The organism is Pseudomonas sp. 6D_7.1_Bac1, from assembly GCF_025465945.1.
Classification (GTDB): Bacteria; Pseudomonadota; Gammaproteobacteria; order Pseudomonadales; family Pseudomonadaceae; genus Aquipseudomonas.
The window spans coordinates 258,906-278,091 of record NZ_JANLNW010000074.1 but is presented as its reverse complement, the minus strand read 5'-3'; the positions used below and the strand labels follow the sequence as shown (position 1 = coordinate 278,091).

General features: G+C 56.5%; 29 protein-coding genes. 12 read left to right on the top strand and 17 right to left on the bottom strand.

Annotated features, from left to right (window positions below):
- Nucleotides 1-3: 3 nt before the first annotated feature.
- The 3 genes from NTD87_RS22360 to NTD87_RS22350 are packed head-to-tail and all read right to left on the bottom strand — an operon-like array spanning nt 4 to nt 1,687.
- Complete coding sequence (locus NTD87_RS22360; protein WP_262116356.1) at nt 4-216, bottom strand: hypothetical protein; 213 nt, start codon at nt 214-216, stop codon at nt 4-6.
- Nucleotides 213-392, bottom strand: a complete 180-nt coding sequence (locus NTD87_RS22355; RefSeq protein WP_262116355.1) for a hypothetical protein — start codon at nt 390-392, stop codon at nt 213-215. Before NTD87_RS22355 ends, NTD87_RS22360 begins: the two co-directional genes overlap by 4 nt.
- The gene (locus tag NTD87_RS22350; RefSeq protein ID WP_262116354.1) at nt 389-1,687 is read right to left on the bottom strand and encodes a DNA-methyltransferase; all 1,299 of its coding nucleotides are present in this window, start codon (nt 1,685-1,687) and stop codon (nt 389-391) included. The genes NTD87_RS22355 and NTD87_RS22350 overlap by 4 nt, the downstream gene beginning before the upstream one ends.
- Before the next feature lie 139 nt (nt 1,688-1,826).
- On the opposite strand from NTD87_RS22350, the gene NTD87_RS22345 reads away from it, so the two are divergent.
- Nucleotides 1,827-2,441: a hypothetical protein gene (locus tag NTD87_RS22345; protein ID WP_262116353.1), complete on the top strand. Its 615-nt coding sequence runs from the start codon at nt 1,827-1,829 to the stop codon at nt 2,439-2,441.
- Between the two features lie 97 nt (nt 2,442-2,538).
- On the opposite strand, the gene yejK is transcribed toward NTD87_RS22345, so the two are convergent.
- Nucleotides 2,539-3,546, bottom strand: a complete 1,008-nt coding sequence (gene yejK / locus NTD87_RS22340) for a nucleoid-associated protein YejK (protein ID WP_262116352.1) — start codon at nt 3,544-3,546, stop codon at nt 2,539-2,541.
- Nucleotides 3,547-3,653: 107 nt separating this feature from the next.
- Here yejK and NTD87_RS22335 point away from each other — a divergent pair, with 107 nt between their 5' ends.
- Complete coding sequence (locus NTD87_RS22335; RefSeq protein ID WP_262116351.1) at nt 3,654-3,830, top strand: hypothetical protein; 177 nt, start codon at nt 3,654-3,656, stop codon at nt 3,828-3,830.
- Here the strand turns inward: NTD87_RS22335 and NTD87_RS22330 are convergent.
- From NTD87_RS22330 to NTD87_RS22270, 13 genes are all read right to left on the bottom strand, one after another.
- On the bottom strand, nt 3,812-4,153 hold the full coding sequence (locus tag NTD87_RS22330; protein WP_262116350.1) for a hypothetical protein: 342 nt from the start codon (nt 4,151-4,153) through the stop codon (nt 3,812-3,814). The two genes, NTD87_RS22335 and NTD87_RS22330, sit on opposite strands and share 19 nt — an antisense overlap.
- A gap of 81 nt (nt 4,154-4,234) precedes the next feature.
- Nucleotides 4,235-5,869, bottom strand: coding sequence for a YqaJ viral recombinase family protein (locus NTD87_RS22325; protein ID WP_262116349.1), 1,635 nt, complete (start codon nt 5,867-5,869; stop codon nt 4,235-4,237).
- Nucleotides 5,866-6,723 carry an ERF family protein gene (locus NTD87_RS22320; RefSeq protein WP_262116348.1) on the bottom strand — a complete coding sequence of 286 codons (858 nt, stop codon included), beginning with the start codon at nt 6,721-6,723 and terminating at the stop codon, nt 5,866-5,868. Before NTD87_RS22320 ends, NTD87_RS22325 begins: the two co-directional genes overlap by 4 nt.
- A 155-nt stretch (nt 6,724-6,878) precedes the next feature.
- Nucleotides 6,879-7,055 (bottom strand): hypothetical protein, encoded by a 177-nt coding sequence (locus NTD87_RS22315; protein WP_262116346.1) that lies wholly within the window; start codon nt 7,053-7,055, stop codon nt 6,879-6,881.
- Nucleotides 7,052-7,252, bottom strand: coding sequence for a hypothetical protein (locus tag NTD87_RS22310; RefSeq protein ID WP_262116345.1), 201 nt, complete (start codon nt 7,250-7,252; stop codon nt 7,052-7,054). Before NTD87_RS22310 ends, NTD87_RS22315 begins: the two co-directional genes overlap by 4 nt.
- On the bottom strand, nt 7,252-7,440 hold the full coding sequence (locus NTD87_RS22305; protein ID WP_262116344.1) for a hypothetical protein: 189 nt from the start codon (nt 7,438-7,440) through the stop codon (nt 7,252-7,254). Before NTD87_RS22305 ends, NTD87_RS22310 begins: the two co-directional genes overlap by 1 nt.
- A complete protein-coding gene (locus NTD87_RS22300) occupies nt 7,437-7,841 on the bottom strand; it encodes a hypothetical protein (protein WP_262116343.1) in 405 nt (134 codons plus the stop codon). The genes NTD87_RS22305 and NTD87_RS22300 overlap by 4 nt, the downstream gene beginning before the upstream one ends.
- Nucleotides 7,842-7,864: 23 nt before the next feature.
- On the bottom strand, nt 7,865-8,101 hold the full coding sequence (locus tag NTD87_RS22295) for a DUF551 domain-containing protein (protein ID WP_262116342.1): 237 nt from the start codon (nt 8,099-8,101) through the stop codon (nt 7,865-7,867).
- A 21-nt stretch (nt 8,102-8,122) separates the two neighbouring features.
- Nucleotides 8,123-8,362 (bottom strand): hypothetical protein, encoded by a 240-nt coding sequence (locus NTD87_RS22290; protein WP_262116341.1) that lies wholly within the window; start codon nt 8,360-8,362, stop codon nt 8,123-8,125.
- A gap of 433 nt (nt 8,363-8,795) precedes the next feature.
- On the bottom strand, nt 8,796-9,578 hold the full coding sequence (locus tag NTD87_RS22285; RefSeq protein ID WP_262116339.1) for a hypothetical protein: 783 nt from the start codon (nt 9,576-9,578) through the stop codon (nt 8,796-8,798).
- Between the two features lie 76 nt (nt 9,579-9,654).
- Nucleotides 9,655-10,038, bottom strand: coding sequence for a response regulator transcription factor (locus tag NTD87_RS22280; protein ID WP_262116338.1), 384 nt, complete (start codon nt 10,036-10,038; stop codon nt 9,655-9,657).
- 1,768 nt (nt 10,039-11,806) lie between these two features.
- Nucleotides 11,807-12,451 (bottom strand): hypothetical protein, encoded by a 645-nt coding sequence (locus NTD87_RS22275; protein ID WP_262116337.1) that lies wholly within the window; start codon nt 12,449-12,451, stop codon nt 11,807-11,809.
- Between the two features lie 64 nt (nt 12,452-12,515).
- Nucleotides 12,516-13,277, bottom strand: a complete 762-nt coding sequence (locus NTD87_RS22270) for a helix-turn-helix transcriptional regulator (protein WP_262116336.1) — start codon at nt 13,275-13,277, stop codon at nt 12,516-12,518.
- Nucleotides 13,278-13,375: 98 nt separating this feature from the next.
- Between NTD87_RS22270 and NTD87_RS22265 the strand changes: the two genes are divergently transcribed.
- The 10 genes from NTD87_RS22265 to NTD87_RS22220 all read left to right on the top strand — a co-directional run bounded on the left by NTD87_RS22265 (nt 13,376) and on the right by NTD87_RS22220 (nt 19,186).
- Nucleotides 13,376-13,597, top strand: coding sequence for a transcriptional regulator (locus tag NTD87_RS22265; RefSeq protein WP_262116335.1), 222 nt, complete (start codon nt 13,376-13,378; stop codon nt 13,595-13,597).
- Nucleotides 13,598-13,755: 158 nt separating this feature from the next.
- Complete coding sequence (locus NTD87_RS22260) at nt 13,756-14,553, top strand: phage regulatory protein/antirepressor Ant (RefSeq protein WP_262116334.1); 798 nt, start codon at nt 13,756-13,758, stop codon at nt 14,551-14,553.
- Nucleotides 14,550-14,882 (top strand): hypothetical protein, encoded by a 333-nt coding sequence (locus NTD87_RS22255; protein WP_262116333.1) that lies wholly within the window; start codon nt 14,550-14,552, stop codon nt 14,880-14,882. The genes NTD87_RS22260 and NTD87_RS22255 overlap by 4 nt, the downstream gene beginning before the upstream one ends.
- Nucleotides 14,882-15,679 (top strand): Pyocin large subunit-like protein, encoded by a 798-nt coding sequence (locus NTD87_RS22250; protein WP_262116332.1) that lies wholly within the window; start codon nt 14,882-14,884, stop codon nt 15,677-15,679. Before NTD87_RS22255 ends, NTD87_RS22250 begins: the two co-directional genes overlap by 1 nt.
- The gene (locus NTD87_RS22245; RefSeq protein ID WP_262116331.1) at nt 15,660-16,481 is read left to right on the top strand and encodes an ATP-binding protein; all 822 of its coding nucleotides are present in this window, start codon (nt 15,660-15,662) and stop codon (nt 16,479-16,481) included. The genes NTD87_RS22250 and NTD87_RS22245 overlap by 20 nt, the downstream gene beginning before the upstream one ends.
- A complete protein-coding gene (locus tag NTD87_RS22240) occupies nt 16,481-16,918 on the top strand; it encodes a hypothetical protein (protein ID WP_262116330.1) in 438 nt (145 codons plus the stop codon). Before NTD87_RS22245 ends, NTD87_RS22240 begins: the two co-directional genes overlap by 1 nt.
- Complete coding sequence (locus tag NTD87_RS22235) at nt 16,911-17,498, top strand: DUF1367 family protein (RefSeq protein ID WP_262116329.1); 588 nt, start codon at nt 16,911-16,913, stop codon at nt 17,496-17,498. The genes NTD87_RS22240 and NTD87_RS22235 overlap by 8 nt, the downstream gene beginning before the upstream one ends.
- The gene (locus tag NTD87_RS22230; protein WP_262116328.1) at nt 17,495-18,076 is read left to right on the top strand and encodes a recombination protein NinG; all 582 of its coding nucleotides are present in this window, start codon (nt 17,495-17,497) and stop codon (nt 18,074-18,076) included. Before NTD87_RS22235 ends, NTD87_RS22230 begins: the two co-directional genes overlap by 4 nt.
- Nucleotides 18,073-18,750 (top strand): hypothetical protein, encoded by a 678-nt coding sequence (locus NTD87_RS22225; protein WP_262116327.1) that lies wholly within the window; start codon nt 18,073-18,075, stop codon nt 18,748-18,750. Before NTD87_RS22230 ends, NTD87_RS22225 begins: the two co-directional genes overlap by 4 nt.
- Nucleotides 18,751-18,916: 166 nt before the next feature.
- Complete coding sequence (locus NTD87_RS22220; RefSeq protein WP_262116326.1) at nt 18,917-19,186, top strand: DUF2513 domain-containing protein; 270 nt, start codon at nt 18,917-18,919, stop codon at nt 19,184-19,186.

Here is a 19,186-nt window from a genome sequence, read left to right as displayed (position 1 = left end):
GGGTCAGGCTGCCTGCTCAACCTTCACCGGCGGCCACTCCGTAAACCCAACCTTCGGCGTCTTTGTCTTCGGGTTGATGATCGGCTCGCCCTGGGCGTCGACCATCACCCGCTTTGCCCTGATCCGCATGTCACGGCATTTGCCGGTCTTGCGGGCCAACTCAATGAACTGCTGGGCGTACTGTGGTGCGTCGAATAGTGGGCTGAGCTGCCTCACCTTGCCCCCCCCATGATCTGATCGGCCTTCTGACCGACCTTGTGCAGCCATTCATCGACCGTCAGCTCGATCTTCTGGCCGAGGTTCTTCGGATCAGGTCGGGTGGTTTTGACCGTCTTCTTGGCTTCGGTCATGGCGACATCGCGGGTCATTCCGAATACGGCAAATGTGCTCATAACGCACCTTCCTTTGAGGTGAACAGGGATAGTTGGTTGTCGACCCATCGAGAGGGCGCGCTCTGCTTGTCGAGCTCGTGCTGAATGCGTGCTCGGGCGATTGCTGCGTACTGCTCGTCGATTTCGCAGCCGATGAATTGGAAGCCCTCGCGCATCGCCGCTTTGCCGGTGCTGCCCGAGCCCATGAACGGATCGAGCGCGGTACCGCCTGGCGGCGTGATCAGGCGAAGCAGATAGGCCATCAGGTCGGTGGGTTTCACCGTCGGGTGTGTATTGCCGGTGGTGGCAGTGTTCTCGACCTTGCGAAGCGTATTGCCCCGCTTGAACTGAGGACCTGGGTTAGTCAGGCCTTCGTGCCGATCGGCGCGACTCGTCTTGGCGCAGTAGAAGAAGCGGGCGGCGCTGCCGGTGTCACCATGAAATGCACCGGCCACTCGATCGCGCTTGCCAGTGATCTCGCCAGTACTCGCCGCGCTAGCTTCGTTACCGCGCACTGGTGCGCTGGCACCGGCCTCCGCCGGAAACATCGCAACCACGCAGTCGCTTCCGTCGTGAATCAGATTGGCTGGCCAGCGCCCGGCCTTCCGCTCGCCGGTGAACTCTGCGTCTTGCTTCCATTTGCCGGTTTCATTGACGTGGTGCCCTGGAGCCATCCGCATCTGGGTGTATTCGCCACCGGCGGCATCCGGTCCATGAATTCGACAGGCATCGACGTTGATTGGTCCGGTGCCGTGTGTCAGAGCATTGGCCGCTACCGTGCCGATCAGCGGTTTGCGAGCCATGCAGATTGGTTCATGTGCTGGCTTGAGTGCTGTGCCCCAACCTTCGTGATCACCCTTTAAATTGTGCGATTTGGGAAAGCCCGAGCCAAACACCCACATAATCTGATCGCGGATCTCGAAGCCCGCCATCTCGATGCCGACCGCCATGTGGTGGTAGGTGCGAGCCGCGGCGAACGACAGCAGGTGTCCGCCGGGTTTGAGTACCCGAAGCGCTTCTGTTGCCCACTCCAGGGTGAAGGACTGGAAGGCGCGCATGCCGTTGGGTGTCAGGTCGTACTTTCCGGCTTCGGCCGCAACCGATCGGTGTCCGCCGCTCGGCCCACAAGCTGAAGCGTGCGACGGCATACTGGCGCGGTAGGCGGCGCGATTTTCAATGTCCTGGCCATCCCAGCTCTTGCCCATGAACCGAATCCCGTAGGGTGGATCGGTCACGACGCTGTCGACCGAGTTGTCTGGCATCTGTCGCATCAGCTCTAGGCAGTCGCCGACCAGTATCTGGTGGGAGGGGGTCATAAGTTATTTCCAGTCAGGCGCGCGTTTTATTGCGGGAGGAAGTAGCGGGATTGGCTTTAGTGGTCTATTTATATTTGGTACAGCGCGTTTTTTCGTAATACAAGTCCTGCCGTTAATCTAATTATGGAGTGATCCTGGTATGTCTTTTCCGAGTGAGGCTGCTGGAAAGCGGATTCGATGGAACGTAGGTCTTATTAATGCGGGGCAGGACAAAATAATTACATTTATGAAGTATGAAATCCTCAATATAGCTAATAAAAAAATGGAAAAAACATTAGAATCTGTACAAGGTGATAATGCTATGGCTTGTCATGCAACAGTTTGCTCCCGTAAAACAGCCGCAGCGAAAAGCGAAGAGATTGCAGGCGACTATTGTGCAAGAACCTGTATTCATGCTGAGATGGAAGCTCTAGAGAAGTATATGAAGCTGGTTGGTAGTGCGCTTAACAATAAAGAAATGAAAAATGATTTAGTGAGAATTACTGTTACGTCGCCTCCATGTCTTTCGTGCGCCTTTGTGTTGGAGTTATTTGGCGTGCTGGATAAAATTAAAACTACGAAGGATGTATATAAGGGGTTTACTTCGTCATGGAAATGGCCGGACGGTTTGAAAAAAATTGCCGATTTTGATCCGGGCTTTTGGCTAAGTATTCAGGCAGGATTTAAAGACTCTGGGTGCACCGATGATGACATAGTTAAAATGATGGTCAAAATCATAGAAGGCGGTGGTGGAAGTCGAGTGCGACATGAATAGACAACAACATAATTCGGATTAGTCTTGGACAGGTTCTTTATCGTGAGGCTTCGGTCAGGCGCCGCCCTCCGTCCAGAGCGCGGCGTTGCGGTGGGCGTCAGGCGACTGCGCGCTTGAGTTGATCTGTGAGCTGGGCTGGCAGATTGCGCAACGTCAGCGTGCCGCCGGCTTCGTCGAACTCGACCTTGTCCCCGAGCAGATGCTGCTCAAAACTGATCGATAGGCCATTGGCGCGCCCGGTGAAGCGTCGGAATTTGTTCAGGGTTTTTTTGTCCAGTGGGATCGAAGCCGAAAGGCCGTAGTCCTTGCCCTGGATGAACTCGGCAAACGCCTTTGGCAGGTCTTCGTCGAGTACTTCGGACAACTCGTCGAGTGTGAGCGGCTCACCCAGCTTCACCTGAGCCATTGCACAGCTGACCAAGGTGTTGGTCTTCTCGCGGGCCGATTCCTCGCCGAGGTCTTCGCTTTCAACGAAGTCGCTGAACGCCTTGAGCAGGGTTCGGGTTTCACCTGGTCCGTCGATGCCTTCCTGCACGCCGATGAAATCGCGAAAGTATTCGGTGACGCGACGACCTTTCTTCGCCTTGAGGAACGACACGTACTGCTTCGAGGCTGGGTTGTTTCTCCATTCGGACAGATTGATCCGCGCCGCGAGGAAGATGCTGTCGAGGTCCAGACGTCGCATTGGCCAAAGCACCAGGCCATCACTAAGAATCACCGCCTCGGTTTCTTGCATCAGGGCGATGACCAGGTACTCGGTCATGCCCTGCCGGTAATGGCAGAAGAGGACGTTTCCGCCGACCGTCAGGTTGGATTCTTCCATGAGCTTTTGCAGGTGCTCGATGGCGATATTGCTGAACTCCATGAAGTCTTCGGTACCGGCCAGGTAGTTGCTGAGCCAGCCGCTGAATGGATGGGCGCCGGATTCGGCATGGAAGAAACCCCAGCCTTTACCGGGCTTGGCGTTGTAGCTTTCGTTGAATTGTTGAATCAGTTCGTCGCGGGCCTGGCTCTCGACCAGCTCACCGGCGCTGCGGTGCAGGATGGCCGGGTTACCGTCGGGCTTCTTGTCGATCTTGTGGATCACACTGTGGAGAACGGGCATTGCGAATTCCTCGGGTAGGCGCCGCCCTCCGTGACCGGATGCGACAGTGGCTTGATGTGGTGGCTAATTGCAATTACGATCGCGCCCTTCTTCAAGGGAGTGACACGATGTTTCCAAAATATTTTCGCTGGATTGCAGTGCTGGGCATTGTTGCTGCTGTGGCTGTTTTCATAACATCGGGACTGGGTATTTACACCGGCCGGGCTCCAGCGACGGACCTGATCAGGCCGATCATTGCTGCTGCCGCTTTTGCATGGATCTTCACTCAGTCGACCAAGGCCTGACTTGGCTCGACGATCTCGTCGCCCGGGTCGTTGCGCAGCTCCCGCAAACTCTCATTCCGAAACATCCGCGCCACGTTTTCGCTTATCTGCACTTTGTGGCGCGGACTCTGAATCGCCTGATATGACAGCGTCGGCCCGAGCGCATGAGCGTTCAGGATCAGGTTCTGCACCGCCTCGTTGATTTCCGAGATGTCGTTCCAGGCCATCAACTCGTCAAGCTTCTGTCGGATGCCGAGCCTGACCCGGTGCCGCAATTCCTTCTCGTCGTACTCGATCCGCTTCTGTGCCGCCTTGGCAGAGCGTGCTTTTCCATCCATTGCCATCGCCTACCTCTTCGATTCCGCTGGCCCGCAGATCCAGCCAGGGCTGCCGACGTCGTTGATTTACCACTCGCTTGATCTTGCTCATGCCGCAGCATTCACCAGGGTTACGCCGGCCATGCTGAAAAGCGAACCTTGTTGAGCAACCAGGGCGTCGAGCTCGTCCCAGTTCACAGTCAGCACGCTGAGCGGGGCGAGACCACCGGCAACGGCGTGCACCAGTGCTTCCAGATCCGTAACTTCCGCTCGGTAGATCACCGGTTTTGCTGTCGCTGCGGGCTTCGCAATTGCCGCAACCGCTGGAGCGGCTTTAACCGGGGAAGGCGTCGGTGCTGGTTGTGCAGGTGCTGGCTCGATGACAGCCTTTGCTTTCGCTTCGTCTTCGATCCGCTGCAGCTCTTCCTTCCGAATCCGCTCCCGTTGAGCTTCAGCCTTCACTTCTTCGGCTTTCTGATGATCCGAGATCCGCAGCTTGATCAGCGCCACCAGGTCGTCATTGGCCTTGAGCACCAACTGCTGGATATCGTTGAACAGGAACATGTAGTCGGCGGCGAGCTCGACGAGACTGGCCAGGTTGGCGCGAATGCTGTCACCGATTTGGCTTGCTGCGATTTTCGCCCGGGCCAGTTCCGAGTCGGCAGCGTCGCGTAGGCTGCTGATGCTTTTCTTGCCTTTGATGGCGCCGGCGAAGTCCGCCGGTACCGCAGGCATGCGAGCCTTGTCGCCCAGCGACGTGTTGATCTGGTCAATATGCGTTTGCAGCGCTTTAGCCGCATCCATGACGATGTCTTCGCGGATGCTGAGCTTGCGGGCCTTCACCAGCTTTTCTAACTCCAGGCGCTTTCTGCGAACCTCAGCGCTGATCTCGGTAATAGTGCGGAAGAGGACGTCGATGCTTTCGGTTTGGCTTAATGCATGCTGCTTGGCCGCCTCAAGACGCTCTTCAACATCGCCACACCATTTAACTCTCTTCTCGGCGTCGGCAAAGTGCTGATCGGTTTCCAAGACGGTATTGATCGACTCAAGTGCCGCCATCGAATGGGCCTTGAACTGCTCCAGGTTGCTGGCGGTGACCATGCCGGTGACTTCGATACGCAGCGCCGGCAGGCTTTCAGGTGTCTTGCCTACGGCCTCAGGCAGAGCCTCGGCAGGTGTGAAGTCGAGCAAGTCAGCCTGGAACTGCTTCCACCCGGCAACGAGTGTTGCAGCGCGGCCCGGTACCGGCGTGTATTCCATCGACACGAAATTGTCTTCAGTGCCGTCGGAGCAAACGAAAATCACTTTCTCAGCGCCGCTCACCAGCAGTTGCTGCTCAAGCTGCCAGTAGTAGTGTGGGTCCAGCGTGCCGGCCAGCACGTCGGCGGCGAGCTGCTCGTTCCACATTTTGTGCTCGAACAGTGTTTCGCCGAGCATGGTGCAGCCGTCGAGCGAGGCGAGCAGGTCGCCCTTGGTGCCAACAACAGGGAACAGGTCTTCGCCGATCCGCACTTCCAAGATTGGCCGCGCCATGGCTTCGGCTTCATGGCCCTTGTCGAACAGGTATTTCTGCACCCACCACGACACGTCGCGGTCGAGACCGGTCTTCTTGGCGTGAAGTAGTTCGGTGCGCTTCATCTGCTTCGATGCGCCCATCATCGCCGGGGCTTCGGAGGCAGTGAAGTAGTTGGCGCGGAGTGCGTGCCAGGCTTCTGAGCCTTGGATTACCGAGTGAATTTTCAAGATGCGTCTCCTTCTTGTGACGGCGCGATGATTGCGAGGATGGTTTTTTTCTGGTGCTCGGTTAGAGATGCCTTAAGCCCGAGCATCACGACGATGTGTTCAGCTGTTTTTTGTCCGCTCAGAATCATGGCGACCCACTTTGGGAAGTTCTCGGTGAACTTTTCGGGTGGATACGGGGGAAGGGCTTCAGGCTCTGGTGGTAAAGCCTCAGTGGGAGGAGCTCCCGAATTCCCGTCATCGTCGTCATCGGTCGTGGTGACGTTGAAAATCATCTGGGTCAGGTATCGACGGCCGTAGCTGATCGTCGAGCCGTTCGCCTGCACACCGGTTTTGTTTGTCTTCCCGCCAGAACCTGCGGCATCGATCGGCAGGTCGAGCTGGTAGAGCTTCGTGTGGCCTCCGGCGTGCATGCAGTCGCAGGTGATGCGGAGATGGCCAGGCAGGCGAGAGTCAGCGGTACCGAAGGACAGCGAGAAACCTTCCTCGGTGAAGATCGGGCTGATCTCCCGATCGATGTCTTCGAGCCTGGCGTAAGTGCTGGCGGTGTGTTTGTTGAGCGCTTTGCGCGTCACCGGCTTGATTCGCTTTTGCGCGTTGACCATGGCGACACTGAATGCCGCCGAAGCCTGTCGGTCGACGTGGCGCTCGTGCATCTGCATCAGTCGCTCCATGTTGCCGACGTCGACATTTGGAGTGGCAGCGACCTGCATGATCACGGACATGATGCTGGCAGCGTCATTACCCTGAGCTGCAACCGCAGTTGCGTTGGTGGGCGGCCGGTGCTGGTCGATGGTGGTGACCACGGTCGCCTCGATTGGCTCTATCGCCTGGTCGAGTTTGCGTACTTGGGGCACGGGGAATCCTCGCCGCGCCACGCGCAGCCTTGAAATGTGTGGTTATTGGGTTACGTGATTTGCGAAGGCGGTAAGCAACATCGCGGCAGTGCAAAGGGCGTGAACTGTGAACGAGCTTCGCCAAAATAAGATCCGACGGATACGCTGGCGGATCGTCATGCAGGCTCAGTCAGAGATAGAAGGCGCTCGCCCAACTGGATCTTGGTGGAGACCTGTTCCTTCGTTACGCCGGCGATCCGAGCGACCTCAGAAAGCGACAGTCCTTCACGTCGAAGCTTTGCGCAGCGCTTGGCCAGATGCTGGCCGCGCAGATGTGCGCCGTAACCGCTCACTGATCACGCTCCAGTTGAGCAACTCGGTAGCGCAGCACCTGAAGGACGCGACCGCCATAGCCCGGCTCGGCGTACTGCTCAATCGGCGCGCCGAAGAAGCCGCGCCGTTCGGCCAGGCCGTAAGCTTCGCGCAGGTTGTGGGCGCTGATGTCCTCAAGCTGTTCGTCGATCAGCGTTTTGACTGGTGATGTGGTCATCATGCCTCCTTGCGCCGCTGGCAGATTTCCCGCAGCCGCTTGCAGTAGTGGTTGAACTCTTCGGTGGTGATTGCCCCGTCGGTGAACAGGCGGGTGATCAGTGATTGCACCAAGAGGCTTATGTCCTCCTGGCCAACTGGTTCGGCCACACCGTCGAGGGCCTGGTCTATGAGAATGTGAGGGCTCAAAACCCGCACTCCTGCTCCACGCGATCGCTCTCACGTTTTGCATCGCGGTACTCGTTGGCATGCACCGCGATCAAATCGACTGCCATGGCGCGGACAGTGAGCGGGTCGCCGCCAACTGCGCGGACCGCCCAGCGATGCAATAAGCTGCCGTCCTCTCGCTTGACCAGCTCGATCAAGATCTTCTCGATGCAATGGTCTGGATCAGGTTGCGTGGCCATGTGATCTGCCAGGGCCTCAGGCAAGTGGTTGGCATTTACCAGAACAACGCTTCGGCCAACCGGGTTTGGCGCTTCCACATCGCGCCGACTCAACAGGTCATCCACAGACTCAGCCAGCCAATCCTGACCAGTCTGAGTTTCGAGAAAGTCGTCTTCCGGGATTGGCTTGCGCAGTGCTGACATGGTCGGCTCCAAAGTGGCGGGGATTATTCGGCGGGCGGGGCAGGGAGTGGCTGCCAGTGGGTGATCTCGGTCGGATGCATGAAGTCGTAATCACCTCCGTATAGCTTCCAGGTGCGATCAAGGCGCATATGAGCTATGCCAAGCGATTGCGCTTCGTGGCAATCGGTGACGAGAACCGTCCGCGAAACCATTGTTTCGTCGCTGGTGCACTCGTGATTACAAGCCGGCAGCAGGTCGCTGCATTTGATCCAATCGCTCATGGCGGTCTCTCGTGTTTGGGGTTATTTGACTGCGTTGGCCACCCTGGCCTTGGCGCGCTTCTTTTGCTGACGTCGACGCTGACTTTTAGTCAGGCCGCCGACTGGCTTCATGTCGGTCGACACCAAAGGCTTGAGCTTCTTCGGTGCGTGATTTGCTTCGCACGACTTGCAGAAGCGCGCATACCCAACATCAGCGCCAATGAACTGGCAGCAGCTTCCGCAGTGGCTGCCGTCAGCAACGTTGTCCTCATAGAAACTCATGACTTGCTCCATTTGTTGATCCAACAACATTCGGCTGCGACCTCACAGCACGGCCAGCAGCCGGAGGGCGCCGTGGGAAGTCGCATGCGGGTGGTGTCGGAGGGTGTAAATGAAAAGCCCGAGGAATCCCGGGCTTTCGTTGCGCGTCACATAGACCTCCCTATGTGAGCGCTGGTGCCTTCGCAGGGAAGGGCTTCGTCATGAGCTATTTCACTGCCAATCCTCCGTGCTGTGTGGGCTGATCAATACAGGTGGCCGGTATGAGCCGGGGACTCGTCCGCATCGGGGTGTGATCTGGCCGCCACTGTGAAGCGATGACCCGACATAGGCCAGGCAAAATGGGTCTGGACCAGATCACACTCCGATGCGGCCTGGTGCTGGGGAGTACCAGGTGCTCGGGCAGTTATCGTCAGACTGACGTGGCACTGGTTGGTCAGTCGTCGAATCCGTAGGAGAAGTCGTCCGGATCGCAGTCGATCACCAGGATGGCGTTGCCAAAGTAAAGGGACGCGAGCATGCGTTCCCACTTCGTGCGGATTCGCATGTTGATTGCCACTTTGTTGTCGTCGAGCTTGGCGCTCATCACTTCACCAAACTGTTCTTTCGCGCGGAACCGGTCACCAGTTTCGCGCTCACCCTTGATATGGACGTGAAGCGAATGCTTCAGGCTATGGATACCGCGCTCGCTGGAACTATAAATGCGCCGGTCTCGACTGCCTTCCGGCTCAGGGTCGAATGCGATGTAGAGGAATTCAGACGAATGGGAGCTGCTTTCTTCGAATCGGATTTCAGGTTGACTCCAGCGCTCTTCGGCGGCCCGCTCTTTGTGATCATCGATGAATTCGTCGAGCAGGGCCTTCAGCGAAACCTCGCCGGTAAGTAGTCCGTCGGCAGAAAGAAGCTCGGTGATGCTCTTGTCGGCGTGCTCCAAGATGACCGAGCCCATGGCCGCTTCTTCCCAGCGCTGACGCAGGGCGTTGGCGATGAGCGAGTTGTACCGCTGAAGCTCGAACATGTCGGAAACGTTCGCTGGTAGGGCAGCCTTTACCGCTTCTTTGATCTGGCCTGAGAAGTCACCGTAGGAGCGGAATGCATCCTCGACGACGGACTTGAACATCTTTTCAATACCTTCGTCGATCAGCTCGCGCGGCCGATCGGATGCAGCATAAGTGGCGACCCGTTCGGCCAGAAGCTGCTGAAGTGTTTGCTCGCTCATTTGGTGCTCCGTGCATGTTCGTTGATTTCCCGTCTGGCCCTGTCGCCAAGGCCAGCCAGTGAAATCTGTGTTTCGGTTATACGGTCAGGGCAGGGCATTCGGCCCGCCGCACCATCCGGACTTGAGCTGTGCGACGATCAGGCACGCGGCGATCACGACGTATCAATTCGTCATCAAGCATTGAGTGGATGGCGACCAGCGCCGCCAGGACAAAGCACATCGGCGTGATGATCTGCCGTTTCATGGCCTCGGCCACCAGGGCGGTGCGCCGCGTGACGCCGAGCTTGAACATCGCATTGGTGAGGCGCTTTTTGACAGTGCCGGCTTCGATGCCAGCCTCTCTGGCGATCTCTTTCGAGGTGAATCCCTGGGCGATCCAGAGAAGGAACTGAAGCTCTCGTGGTGCAAGGCCACGACCGAGGTGACCCTTCCATGCGCCGTTGATGATTGTTGCTTCCATCGTCGTGACTCCCGGGTGGTTTCCCGCTGCACCCGGCAGGCCAGGTACAGTGGTGAAACTGTGTGTGAAGCCCCGGCCTCGCTACTGGCGACAGGCCGGGGTTATTACGTCAGCGATGTGGTGTTGCCTGAGGCCTATTCCCCGCTTGCTGATGGCAGGTTTCGGTACGTAGGTGCGGCGGTGGGCTTCCCTGTTCGCGCCAGCTCGATCAGCGTTGCTGGTGCGGTCATCGGGTATTTACAACATGCGACGTACAGCCCTGTACCTAGGTGATTTTTACGGCACGCCACATGAGGTCCGGCGCTCCTCTAAGCCGAAGCTCAGAGCGCTAATTCTGTTCAGTTGAATCTCCCTTCATCCGCTGGGATTCGCGGGGCGCATTGCATACCCGGGTCGTTCTCTCGGTTCTGGCGTTTCACCATCGATCAGCCGTACAGGGTTTTCCTGTCGTGGGCGGGCTATCTGACCCGTCTGATCGCCGGTCGCCGGTAGAGGCAATACGGTCTGTTGGTATTGCTTGTGTTGCGCTGACTGTTAAAGAGCGGTCGCAGCTTTCGCTGCTGGGCCGGTGATGCTTGATGGCTTGGAGCTAATGTTAGGCATTGGCTAATATTATGTAAATAGGTAATGCCTAATTATTTTTCATTAGGCATGAAAAAGCCCGCGCTGGGCGGGCTTGGCTTGTGCTGAAATTCTTCTAAAGGGTCGTTATCGGCTATTCTGTTGGGGAGACCCAGCGCGCCAGTGTCCAGTAAGTGAATTGGCCTAGGTCAGGGTCCTTCGAATAATCAACGGCGCGTTTCAGGCCGATTTGCATCAGATCGTCACGTACTTGCATCACAGTCCACGAGATATCCGAACTACGTCTTTCTGGTGGAAGCAGCGTCTGTTTACCGTGACATCCGCCCAGGCCGTGAACTCGGATTGGTTATAGTGAAAAAGCGCCTTTCTGAGATCGGATGACAGCATGCACCCGAACGCTGACGAATTGAGAGTCACCAACTCATCAGCCTTTGGTTGATAGGTGGCGACGGCTGATTGCGGCGCGAGACCAGGTTGCTGCAGGATTGCCCGGTAGAGAATTCCAACGATAATTGTACCGAGGGCAAGACAGAGTGCCCAGAATTTCGAATTGTCACTTTTTGGTTCGGACAGGCTTTCAGCAGGAACGGGCGTGACAACTGCGTCATCTTACGGTGCCGTGCCTGGGCTGGAATATCAGTACCGCAGTGCTTGCACTTGATGGCGGCGCTCTTAATTGTCTCCGCACACAAGGGGCAGGGGTGTGAATCGCTCTCAGATATCAATTAGGTCGTCGCAGTCTTTCTACCGAGTAAGATCATAAGCAGGCCAGCCAAGGCAATGATCCCGCCGAGGATGGTGTGAGTCTGTCGATCAGCCATAAACCCAAGGTTGTTCACTCTGCTACCGGAGCCCGTCGACACTGATACATCCATGTTGGGCGCGAACACCGCCCAGCAAGCACCAACAAACGAGATTAACTTGCCGAATCCTTTTATTGAAGTTCTCCAGAAATTAGCTTGATCGTTACTGTTTGGGACTGAGGATATGATCAGTGTGCCAAGCTGTAGGGTGATTACTAGGGAGCACGGCTCAGTCTAGCTCTAGCTCCTTCAATATAAACATGCTTTACTTTATATATTCGGAACTCTTGCTGGACTGAATTGAATTGTACAGCGCGAGCTCGCTAATAAAGTATGGTTTCGGCAGACCCGCATCGCAATATAAAAATATTGCTCCCAAAGTTTCAAACTAAACTTTTAAAAGATTCTGGTCGTTTATTTTCTTTCAGTTTGGTAGCGATTTTTTTTAGCTCTTTCTGTGTTTTGTCGTGAGCTGCCTTATCGGACCAGTCTCGATAAAGTCTCGCGATACTCTCGTAAACGACATGATCCTCATCATCTCTTGCATGCGCGATATACGGCAAAAAACCTTCGATGTTGGAAAGAATAAAGTTATGCTCTAACTTGTAGCATAGCTCCTCGTCTGTAATGCCGGAGTAAATGTAGTGAGCAAAATTTTCCATGTCATTAAGGGCGAGCGTAACGAGGTGGCTAAAAGGGATGGCGTCATCGCTTTCATACCAATCCAACCATTCTTGATTGAATGTTGATTCTGCAGATGAAAGCCCGATTATTTCTCCACTAAATTCAGGGCTGTCTAGGTATGAACTTTCCCTGAAGGCGTTGGTGGCATACTCCTCGATGCTCTGCAATTTCCTGTCTAGTATGGAAATACTCATTGCAATGGTCTCACGCTGGAATCTTGTTTTAGCCTCCTTCTTGAATGCTTTAAGCTGGTAGATTGCAACCGCAACACCAAGGAGAATTAAAGGCCAGGAAACAAAATATGCAAACTCTGCATAGGGTCTGTATTTTTCAATAAATTCCATTGTTTTTACTCATCCCTAGAGATTTTTATTTTTTGGCTGGCTAGCGGGTGTGACTCATGTATTTTCAGCGCGCAAACATTCCCCACCAGAACACGTGCCCCAATATAGCGATCTGATTGTCCTGGATCTCGGCGAAGGTGTAGTCCTCGTCTGGGTGCTCATCACGATTGAAGCTGCGCAGGCGAATGCCGGTGGGCAGGCGATAGACCTGCTTCACGCGGAGCTGGCCATTATGGTTGATCGCGTACATGTCCCCGTCGACAATATCGCCCAGCGAGTTCTTTCCGACGTTGATGCCCACGGTAGCGCCATCACGCAGCACCGGCAGCATGCTGTTGCCGCTGACGACAACGCATTTCGCGTTGCTGAACTGTACGTTATTGTGGCGAAGATCCTTCTTGAAGAAGCGCAGCTTGGCGCTACTGCTCTCCTCAATAACGAAGCGGCCTGAGCCGGCAGCCAACTCCACTTCTCGCAGGAATGGGACGTAGACCTCGTCATCGTCGAGAGGGGTATTGTCGTCCCAAGGCTTGATATCGGAGAGGTGGACGTCAGCTCGAACAGCAGGCATTGAGCCCGCCTCAACTCCTGGCGCGGAAAGAATATCGCCCATTCGCTCACTCAAGCCCCAGTGAGCAGGTGTCACGACGCCTGAGAAATACTCGATCAGCTCCATGAGCTTCGATTTATCGATTCGACCCGTCTTCACCCAGCCTTGGACAGACGGACCCGCCACGCCGAAATCTTCGGCGAGCTTCTTCTTTGTAACGCCTTTGGCGACCCGAGCTTGCTCGATGGCTGCGCCTAATTCTGGACCTGTAAGCATTGCCTAATTAAGCCTATCCATTGTCTGAGTAGGCAATGGCTTGTTAGAAATTAGCTAATGCCTTATATTTGGCGCATTACAAACCGGAGCCCCCCCCCATGACACCAGCAGAAGCGGTTCGAAAGGCAGCCGGTATTTTGGGTAGCCAAACAGCGCTAGCCGGCCGTCTTGATGTTCGAGCCCCAACTGTTAGCCAGTGGTGTTCGGGAGATCGGCCAGTTCCGGCAGCAAGAGCAATTCAGATTGAGGCGTTCACAAATGGCGAAGTGAAGAGGGAGGAGCTTTGCCCGTCATTCCCTTGGGCCGAGATGGCCGCCTGAAGCGACCCTGTCCACCGATCCATGTAGCCAGTATCGGCCTTGCCGGCTTGCACAGATAGAAACCTGAAGTCGCTGTTGATTCATCCAGTACTCAAATCCCAGACACAAAAAAGCCGACGGAGAGGTCGGCTGATTCGCGAAACTAGAGAAGGCCGATTATGCAGAGTCAACCCATTTCAAGCAATACCCCGAACAATGTTGCGACACGTTTTCACAATTTGCAAAATGTGTCGCGTACCACGATGTCTACGCGAGAAATTGCACAGCTGACAGGCAAGTCGCACGATAGCGTGCTCCGCGATGCTCGCATTTTGGTCGCAGGGGGTGTCCTCAAAACTGAGGAGACCCCCTACACCCACCCTCAGAATGGTCAGGCGTACCCTGAGTTCCTACTGAGCGAGCGCGACTGTCTCGTTTTGGTTTCTGGCTACGATGCGCAGCTGCGCGCCAAGATCGTTGATCGCTGGCTTGAACTGGAAGCGAAGCCCGCTTTCAACTACGCCGCCGCGTTCAGCGACCCGCGCACATTACTGGCTCTGCTCACTGAGAACGTGACCAAGGTCGTCGCCCTGGAAGCGGACAACAGCGAGCTGTCCCACGAAAACCTGATGCTCGAGCAGAAGGTCGCGGCCGACGCGCCAAAGGTTGGCTTTTTCGATGCAGTGACCGTTACGCACGAAACTTATTCGGTGGCTGAAGCCACCAAACTGATCGGCACTGGCCAGAACCGTCTGATGGCGTTTCTGCGCCAGCGCCGGTGGGTAACTCTTCGTAAGAACGAACCGATGCAGGCCCCCATCGAATCCGGGTATCTCACTGCGAAACTCAGCACCTTTGAGCATCCAGAAAACGGAACCACTCCAGTTTCAACTCCTCGCGTCACTGGCAAGGGACTGACAAAGCTCCGCGCTCTTTGGGCCGCCCGTGATGCCGATCTGCTGGGAGGTGCGCGGTGATCACCACCGAACGCCTTCAGCTGTCCCTCCGTGTTGCCGATCGAGCGATGGCCCACCAGCGTGCTGTCGACGATCTTGCCGAAGCGCAGCGCCGGCTTGACCAAGGCTACGCCGACTTCTTCGAAGAGCATGGCCGCCCATTTGACGATCGCCGTCCAATCAATCCGGAAGTCGAAGAGTTCCTTCCGGTAATCGACGCAACTCGTCACCTCTACATTGCTCGCTGCAACGCCCGTCAAGCCGCCAACACCGCTAAGCGCAAACTCAAGCTGGCCGTTCGTGCTGTCGAGCTTTATGACGCAGCCATCACCACACAGGAAGCCGTGTAATGGCTGGAGATTGGATAAAAATGCGCATCGACCTTCAGACCCATCCGAAAGTTTTCCGCATGGTGTCCGCATTGAAAGCGGACAGACTTCGGATCATTGGCGGACTGCACATCGCTTGGAGCATCTTTGACACCCATTGTGATGATGGCGTGTTGGTCGGCTACACCACTGATGCAATGGACGCAGTCATTGGCTGGCCAGGCTTCACCCAGGCCATGATCGACGTTGAGTGGGCGGCCCTTGATGACTGTGGAAGCCTTGTAATGCCTCGCTTTGACGAGCACAACGGCAAGAGTGCGAAGCGCCGCGCCAATGACAATGAGCGCAAGCGCAACTCTCGTAATCCCGGATCTGTCCCAGAAATGTCCGCTAGTGATGCGGACAAAAAGCGGACCAGAGAAGAGAAGAGTAGAGAAGAGAAGAAAGAGCAAGATCAAAAGACTTGCTCGGCGAGCGAGCAGGACGAACTGTTCTCAAAATTCTGGACGCTCTACCCGCTGAAGGTGGGGAAGGCCAATGCCCTTAAGTCTTGGATGAAACTCAAGCTCACCGACGAACTGTTCGCTGAAATCGTCGGCGGCCTGGCCAAGCAGGTCGTTTGCGCTGACTGGACCAAGGAGGCTGGAAAGTACATCCCGCACCCGACGACCTGGCTCAACGGCAAGCGCTGGGAAGACGAGGTCAAAGTCGCCAGCAATGTGCACCAGTTCCCCGGCAAGTCCCGTCACACCGAGCTTGATCAGATCGACCATGCCGCAAACCTCGAGGTGAATGCCGATGGCTCGTATCGCATCTAACATCGTGAGTGTGATCGGCGTGTTCGGCCAGATCCTGGAGTCGCAGAAGCGCCAGTGCCCAACGCATGGCGAATACACCGACTTCCTGACCGGTCTGGGCAAGGCTCGCTCGGCGGTGTGGTCTGGCTGCCAGCGCTGCGCCGATGAGAAACGGGCCGAGGCTGATCGTGTCGAGCAGGAAGCGTTGATTCGCGAGAACGCGCGGCGTGCCATCGAGTCCCGGGTCGGTCGGTCCTGCATCCCGCCACGCTTCGCTGATCGCAGTTTTGCCAATTACCGCGCCGGCAACCCTGGGCAGAAGAGTGCGCTGGCCATCTGCACGGAATACGCCGAGAGCTTCCCGTCGCACGCCCAGCGCGGCCGCAGCCTGATGCTCCTGGGTAATGTCGGCACTGGCAAGACACACCTTGCAGCAGCCATCGGTAACCACGTCATGCGTGAGTTCGGCCTGACTGCGCTCTATGTCACCGCCGGCGCCGTGATTCGCCACGTCAAAGCATCATTCGACCGCGACACCGCGCACAACGAGGTACAGGCCTACCAACTCTTTGCAGCGCCGGACCTGCTGATCCTCGACGAGGTTGGCGTGCAGAACTCCACGGAGTTCGAGCGGACCGTGATGTTCGAGCTGATCAACTCCCGGTACGAAGCCATGAAGCCGACGATCGTGATCTCCAACCGTAGCCGGGACGACTTGCCGATGTACATGGGGGACCGCGTCGTCGACCGTCTGCGTGAGAACGGCGGGAAGCTGATCTTGTTCAACTGGGAGTCGCAGCGTGGCAACGGGGAGGGCGCGTGATGACCGATTACAGCGAACTGAAGAAGGCAGCCGAGTACGCCCAGGACTTCACAAACCACGCTGATGAGGCCGAAGAGATGCGTGCGTTGTCGGCATTTTACGACGAGGTTGATCCTGCTGATGTTCTGGCCTTGATCGCCGAGCGCGATCACCTGAAGGCGGAGAACACTGGTCTTCGCGGCCAGGCTGAGATCGCTCGGAAGGGCGCAGGCCAACTCAAGGCCGACCTGCAGATTGCGGACACCGCCTGCTTCCTGAGTATCGCGGAGAACAAGAAGCTCAAGTTTGAGAACGAGGTGCTGCACAAAGACGCCGAGCGGTACCGCCGAATGCGCGCCATGACATTAAAGCAAATCGATGACACCCCAGATGAGTTTGATGCTGAATTCGACGGTCAGCTTGGCGCCGCCATGAGCAAGGAGGCTCTCCATGGCTGAGCTCGCACTGATCCGCACTGCTCAAGGACTGGTGCCCGCCACCGAAGCTGATCGCGAAACTGTCCAGAAGTGGAAGGCTGGCCAAGTCATCCACGGCAAGTTCACCCGGATGCGCAACGGCAAGTTCCACGGCAAGTTCTTCTCGATGCTCGATCTGGCCTGGGAGTACTGGGAGCCGGTCGGCGGCCTGATCCCGCGCCAAGAGATGCGGGGCATCCAGGGGCTGGCCAAGTTCTTCGAGGCGCAAAGCGGTAAGCCGGGGCAGCTTTCGCATGCAGTTGCGGCGTACATCACCGGGCTGGAGCAGGCTCGCGCGGAACGCTTCCCGGCAGTCGACAAGAGCCGTGAGGCATTCCGCGAGTGGGTAACGATCGAGGCCGGTCACTTTCACCTGGTGCGCACGCCCGAAGGCATCCGTAAAGAGGCCAAGTCGATCAGTTGGGCGAACATGGATGAGTCGGATTTTGAGCCTCTCTACAAGGATGTTTTCGCAGCCTGTTGGCGGTTGGTGCTGTCCACGGTTTTTGAGAATGAGGCTGACGCGCTGGCTGCTGCTGATCAGTTGGGGAGTTACGCATGAGGATTGCTCTCAAGGAGCTCCGCAAGAAGAAATGCCGCAACGCCGCGTGCAAGGCCGAGTTCGTTCCGGCGCGCTCGATGCAGGTGGTGTGCAGCCCCCTGTGCGGCCTGGCAGTTGCCAAGGCCAAACGTGAGAAGGATCGGAAGTCCATCGACCAGCGCGAGCGCCGGGAGATCCGCGTAGCAAAAGAGCGCATCAAGCCGAAGGCGGACCACGTGCGCGAGGCTCAGCAGGCGTTTAACGAATTCATTCGCCTGCGCGACAAGGATCTGCCGTGTGTGAGCTGCGGTCGGTACCACGAAGGCCAGTATCACGCCGGGCACTACCGCACCGTGGGAGCGAACCCAGAGCTGCGGTTCGAGCCGCTGAACGTGTGGAAGCAGTGCGCTCCGTGCAACAACCACAAGTCCGGCGACATCGTGAATTACCGCATTGAGCTGGTTAAGCGCATCGGCACCGAGCGGGTTGAGTGGCTGGAGGGGCCGCATGAGCCGAAGCGCTACACCATTGAAAACCTGAAAGCCATGAAGGCGGATTACCGGGAAAAAATCAAAGAACTGAAGAGGGCAGCAGCATGAAGCTAATCGGAGCACGTCAGGCATGGACTGACTCTCAACACGAATCAAACGCCTCGATCACCGCGGCGGCCATCGACTCCGCACAGTCGGCGGCAACACTGAAGAAGACCCGGGCCCGCCAGCATGAGGTGGTGTTCGCTGCGATGGGGGATGACAAGGAAGAACGCATTCTGGCCACCCGCCAGCGGATCAGCATCAGCGAGACGCGTCGCAAGCCAATTGGCCGGTCCACCGCTCGGGCCGCGCATCTGGTCACGATGGGGAAGATCCAGCGCGCGATTGAAACACTGCCATTCCAGGTGCAGCAGCTCGGGCATTTCCTGTATCACCCGTGTATTACGATGCTGCATGTCATGAATGCCGAGAAGCTGATTTCGGCAAGGGCTGATTTCTCTGGCCTGTCCGATGCCAAGAAGATCAAGGCTGAATGCCTGATCACTATGGCTTTACGGTCATACAAGGGTGAGGTGAGTCGAGCAGCAGAGTGGGGCCCGGTTCGCATCTCTGAGGAGATGAAGGCCTTCTATGGCGTGGTGATTGAGATCACTCAGTGGGCTCGGGACTGGAAAGGGGTGTGGGATTCACTGAAAGAGGTGATCAAGGAAGTGGATCTAGATGCTCAACAGCCAGTTTGGCAGGTGATTCACTCGGAAAATGAAGAAAGTGCGGCATAAACATATTGACATGTCGAGTGTTTTGCGGTAATTTCCCCATACTGCGCAACTTACCACTGCCGCAACGACATCATGAAGACCCGGCCACCGAGCCGGGTTTTTGTTGTGTGTGATTGCATTATGGTATTACCTGCTTTCCGGCTAATCGGATCAACAGGAGATATCTATGAGACGTAACTTGGATCACGTGAAGCATCTGCTGGACCTTGTGCAGGCATACGCTAACGAAGACGGAATTTACTTGGTTGAGCTGCTGGATAAGTGGAGCTCCTCAAGTGGCAACCCAGACAAGCCTTTGGATGAGCCAGAATGCATCTATTTGGCCAATCTTTGTGCTGGCGCAGGCTTCCTATCTATTGCCGGGTCGAACTTGATCCAATTAACCTGGGCTGGACATGACTATCTCGACTCCATCACGATCAAGCCAAATAGCTAA

Excerpts from the sequence above, each read along its gene's own strand:
- NTD87_RS22355 (WP_262116355.1), bottom strand. The coding sequence starts at position 392 with ATGAGCACATTTGCCGTATTCGGAATGACCCGCGATGTCGCCATGACC.
- NTD87_RS22350 (WP_262116354.1), bottom strand. The coding sequence starts at position 1,687 with ATGACCCCCTCCCACCAGATACTGGTCGGCGACTGCCTAGAGCTGATG.
- NTD87_RS22345 (WP_262116353.1), top strand. The coding sequence starts at position 1,827 with ATGTCTTTTCCGAGTGAGGCTGCTGGAAAGCGGATTCGATGGAACGTA.
- yejK (WP_262116352.1), bottom strand. The coding sequence starts at position 3,546 with ATGCCCGTTCTCCACAGTGTGATCCACAAGATCGACAAGAAGCCCGAC.
- NTD87_RS22335 (WP_262116351.1), top strand. The coding sequence starts at position 3,654 with ATGTTTCCAAAATATTTTCGCTGGATTGCAGTGCTGGGCATTGTTGCT.
- NTD87_RS22330 (WP_262116350.1), bottom strand. The coding sequence starts at position 4,153 with ATGGCAATGGATGGAAAAGCACGCTCTGCCAAGGCGGCACAGAAGCGG.
- NTD87_RS22310 (WP_262116345.1), bottom strand. The coding sequence starts at position 7,252 with ATGACCACATCACCAGTCAAAACGCTGATCGACGAACAGCTTGAGGAC.
- NTD87_RS22300 (WP_262116343.1), bottom strand. The coding sequence starts at position 7,841 with ATGTCAGCACTGCGCAAGCCAATCCCGGAAGACGACTTTCTCGAAACT.
- NTD87_RS22295 (WP_262116342.1), bottom strand. The coding sequence starts at position 8,101 with ATGAGCGATTGGATCAAATGCAGCGACCTGCTGCCGGCTTGTAATCAC.
- NTD87_RS22290 (WP_262116341.1), bottom strand. The coding sequence starts at position 8,362 with ATGAGTTTCTATGAGGACAACGTTGCTGACGGCAGCCACTGCGGAAGC.
- NTD87_RS22285 (WP_262116339.1), bottom strand. The coding sequence starts at position 9,578 with ATGAGCGAGCAAACACTTCAGCAGCTTCTGGCCGAACGGGTCGCCACT.
- NTD87_RS22280 (WP_262116338.1), bottom strand. The coding sequence starts at position 10,038 with ATGGAAGCAACAATCATCAACGGCGCATGGAAGGGTCACCTCGGTCGT.
- NTD87_RS22275 (WP_262116337.1), bottom strand. The coding sequence starts at position 12,451 with ATGGAATTTATTGAAAAATACAGACCCTATGCAGAGTTTGCATATTTT.
- NTD87_RS22270 (WP_262116336.1), bottom strand. The coding sequence starts at position 13,277 with ATGCTTACAGGTCCAGAATTAGGCGCAGCCATCGAGCAAGCTCGGGTC.
- NTD87_RS22265 (WP_262116335.1), top strand. The coding sequence starts at position 13,376 with ATGACACCAGCAGAAGCGGTTCGAAAGGCAGCCGGTATTTTGGGTAGC.
- NTD87_RS22260 (WP_262116334.1), top strand. The coding sequence starts at position 13,756 with ATGCAGAGTCAACCCATTTCAAGCAATACCCCGAACAATGTTGCGACA.
- NTD87_RS22250 (WP_262116332.1), top strand. The coding sequence starts at position 14,882 with ATGGCTGGAGATTGGATAAAAATGCGCATCGACCTTCAGACCCATCCG.
- NTD87_RS22245 (WP_262116331.1), top strand. The coding sequence starts at position 15,660 with ATGGCTCGTATCGCATCTAACATCGTGAGTGTGATCGGCGTGTTCGGC.
- NTD87_RS22240 (WP_262116330.1), top strand. The coding sequence starts at position 16,481 with ATGACCGATTACAGCGAACTGAAGAAGGCAGCCGAGTACGCCCAGGAC.
- NTD87_RS22235 (WP_262116329.1), top strand. The coding sequence starts at position 16,911 with ATGGCTGAGCTCGCACTGATCCGCACTGCTCAAGGACTGGTGCCCGCC.
- NTD87_RS22230 (WP_262116328.1), top strand. The coding sequence starts at position 17,495 with ATGAGGATTGCTCTCAAGGAGCTCCGCAAGAAGAAATGCCGCAACGCC.
- NTD87_RS22225 (WP_262116327.1), top strand. The coding sequence starts at position 18,073 with ATGAAGCTAATCGGAGCACGTCAGGCATGGACTGACTCTCAACACGAA.
- NTD87_RS22220 (WP_262116326.1), top strand. The coding sequence starts at position 18,917 with ATGAGACGTAACTTGGATCACGTGAAGCATCTGCTGGACCTTGTGCAG.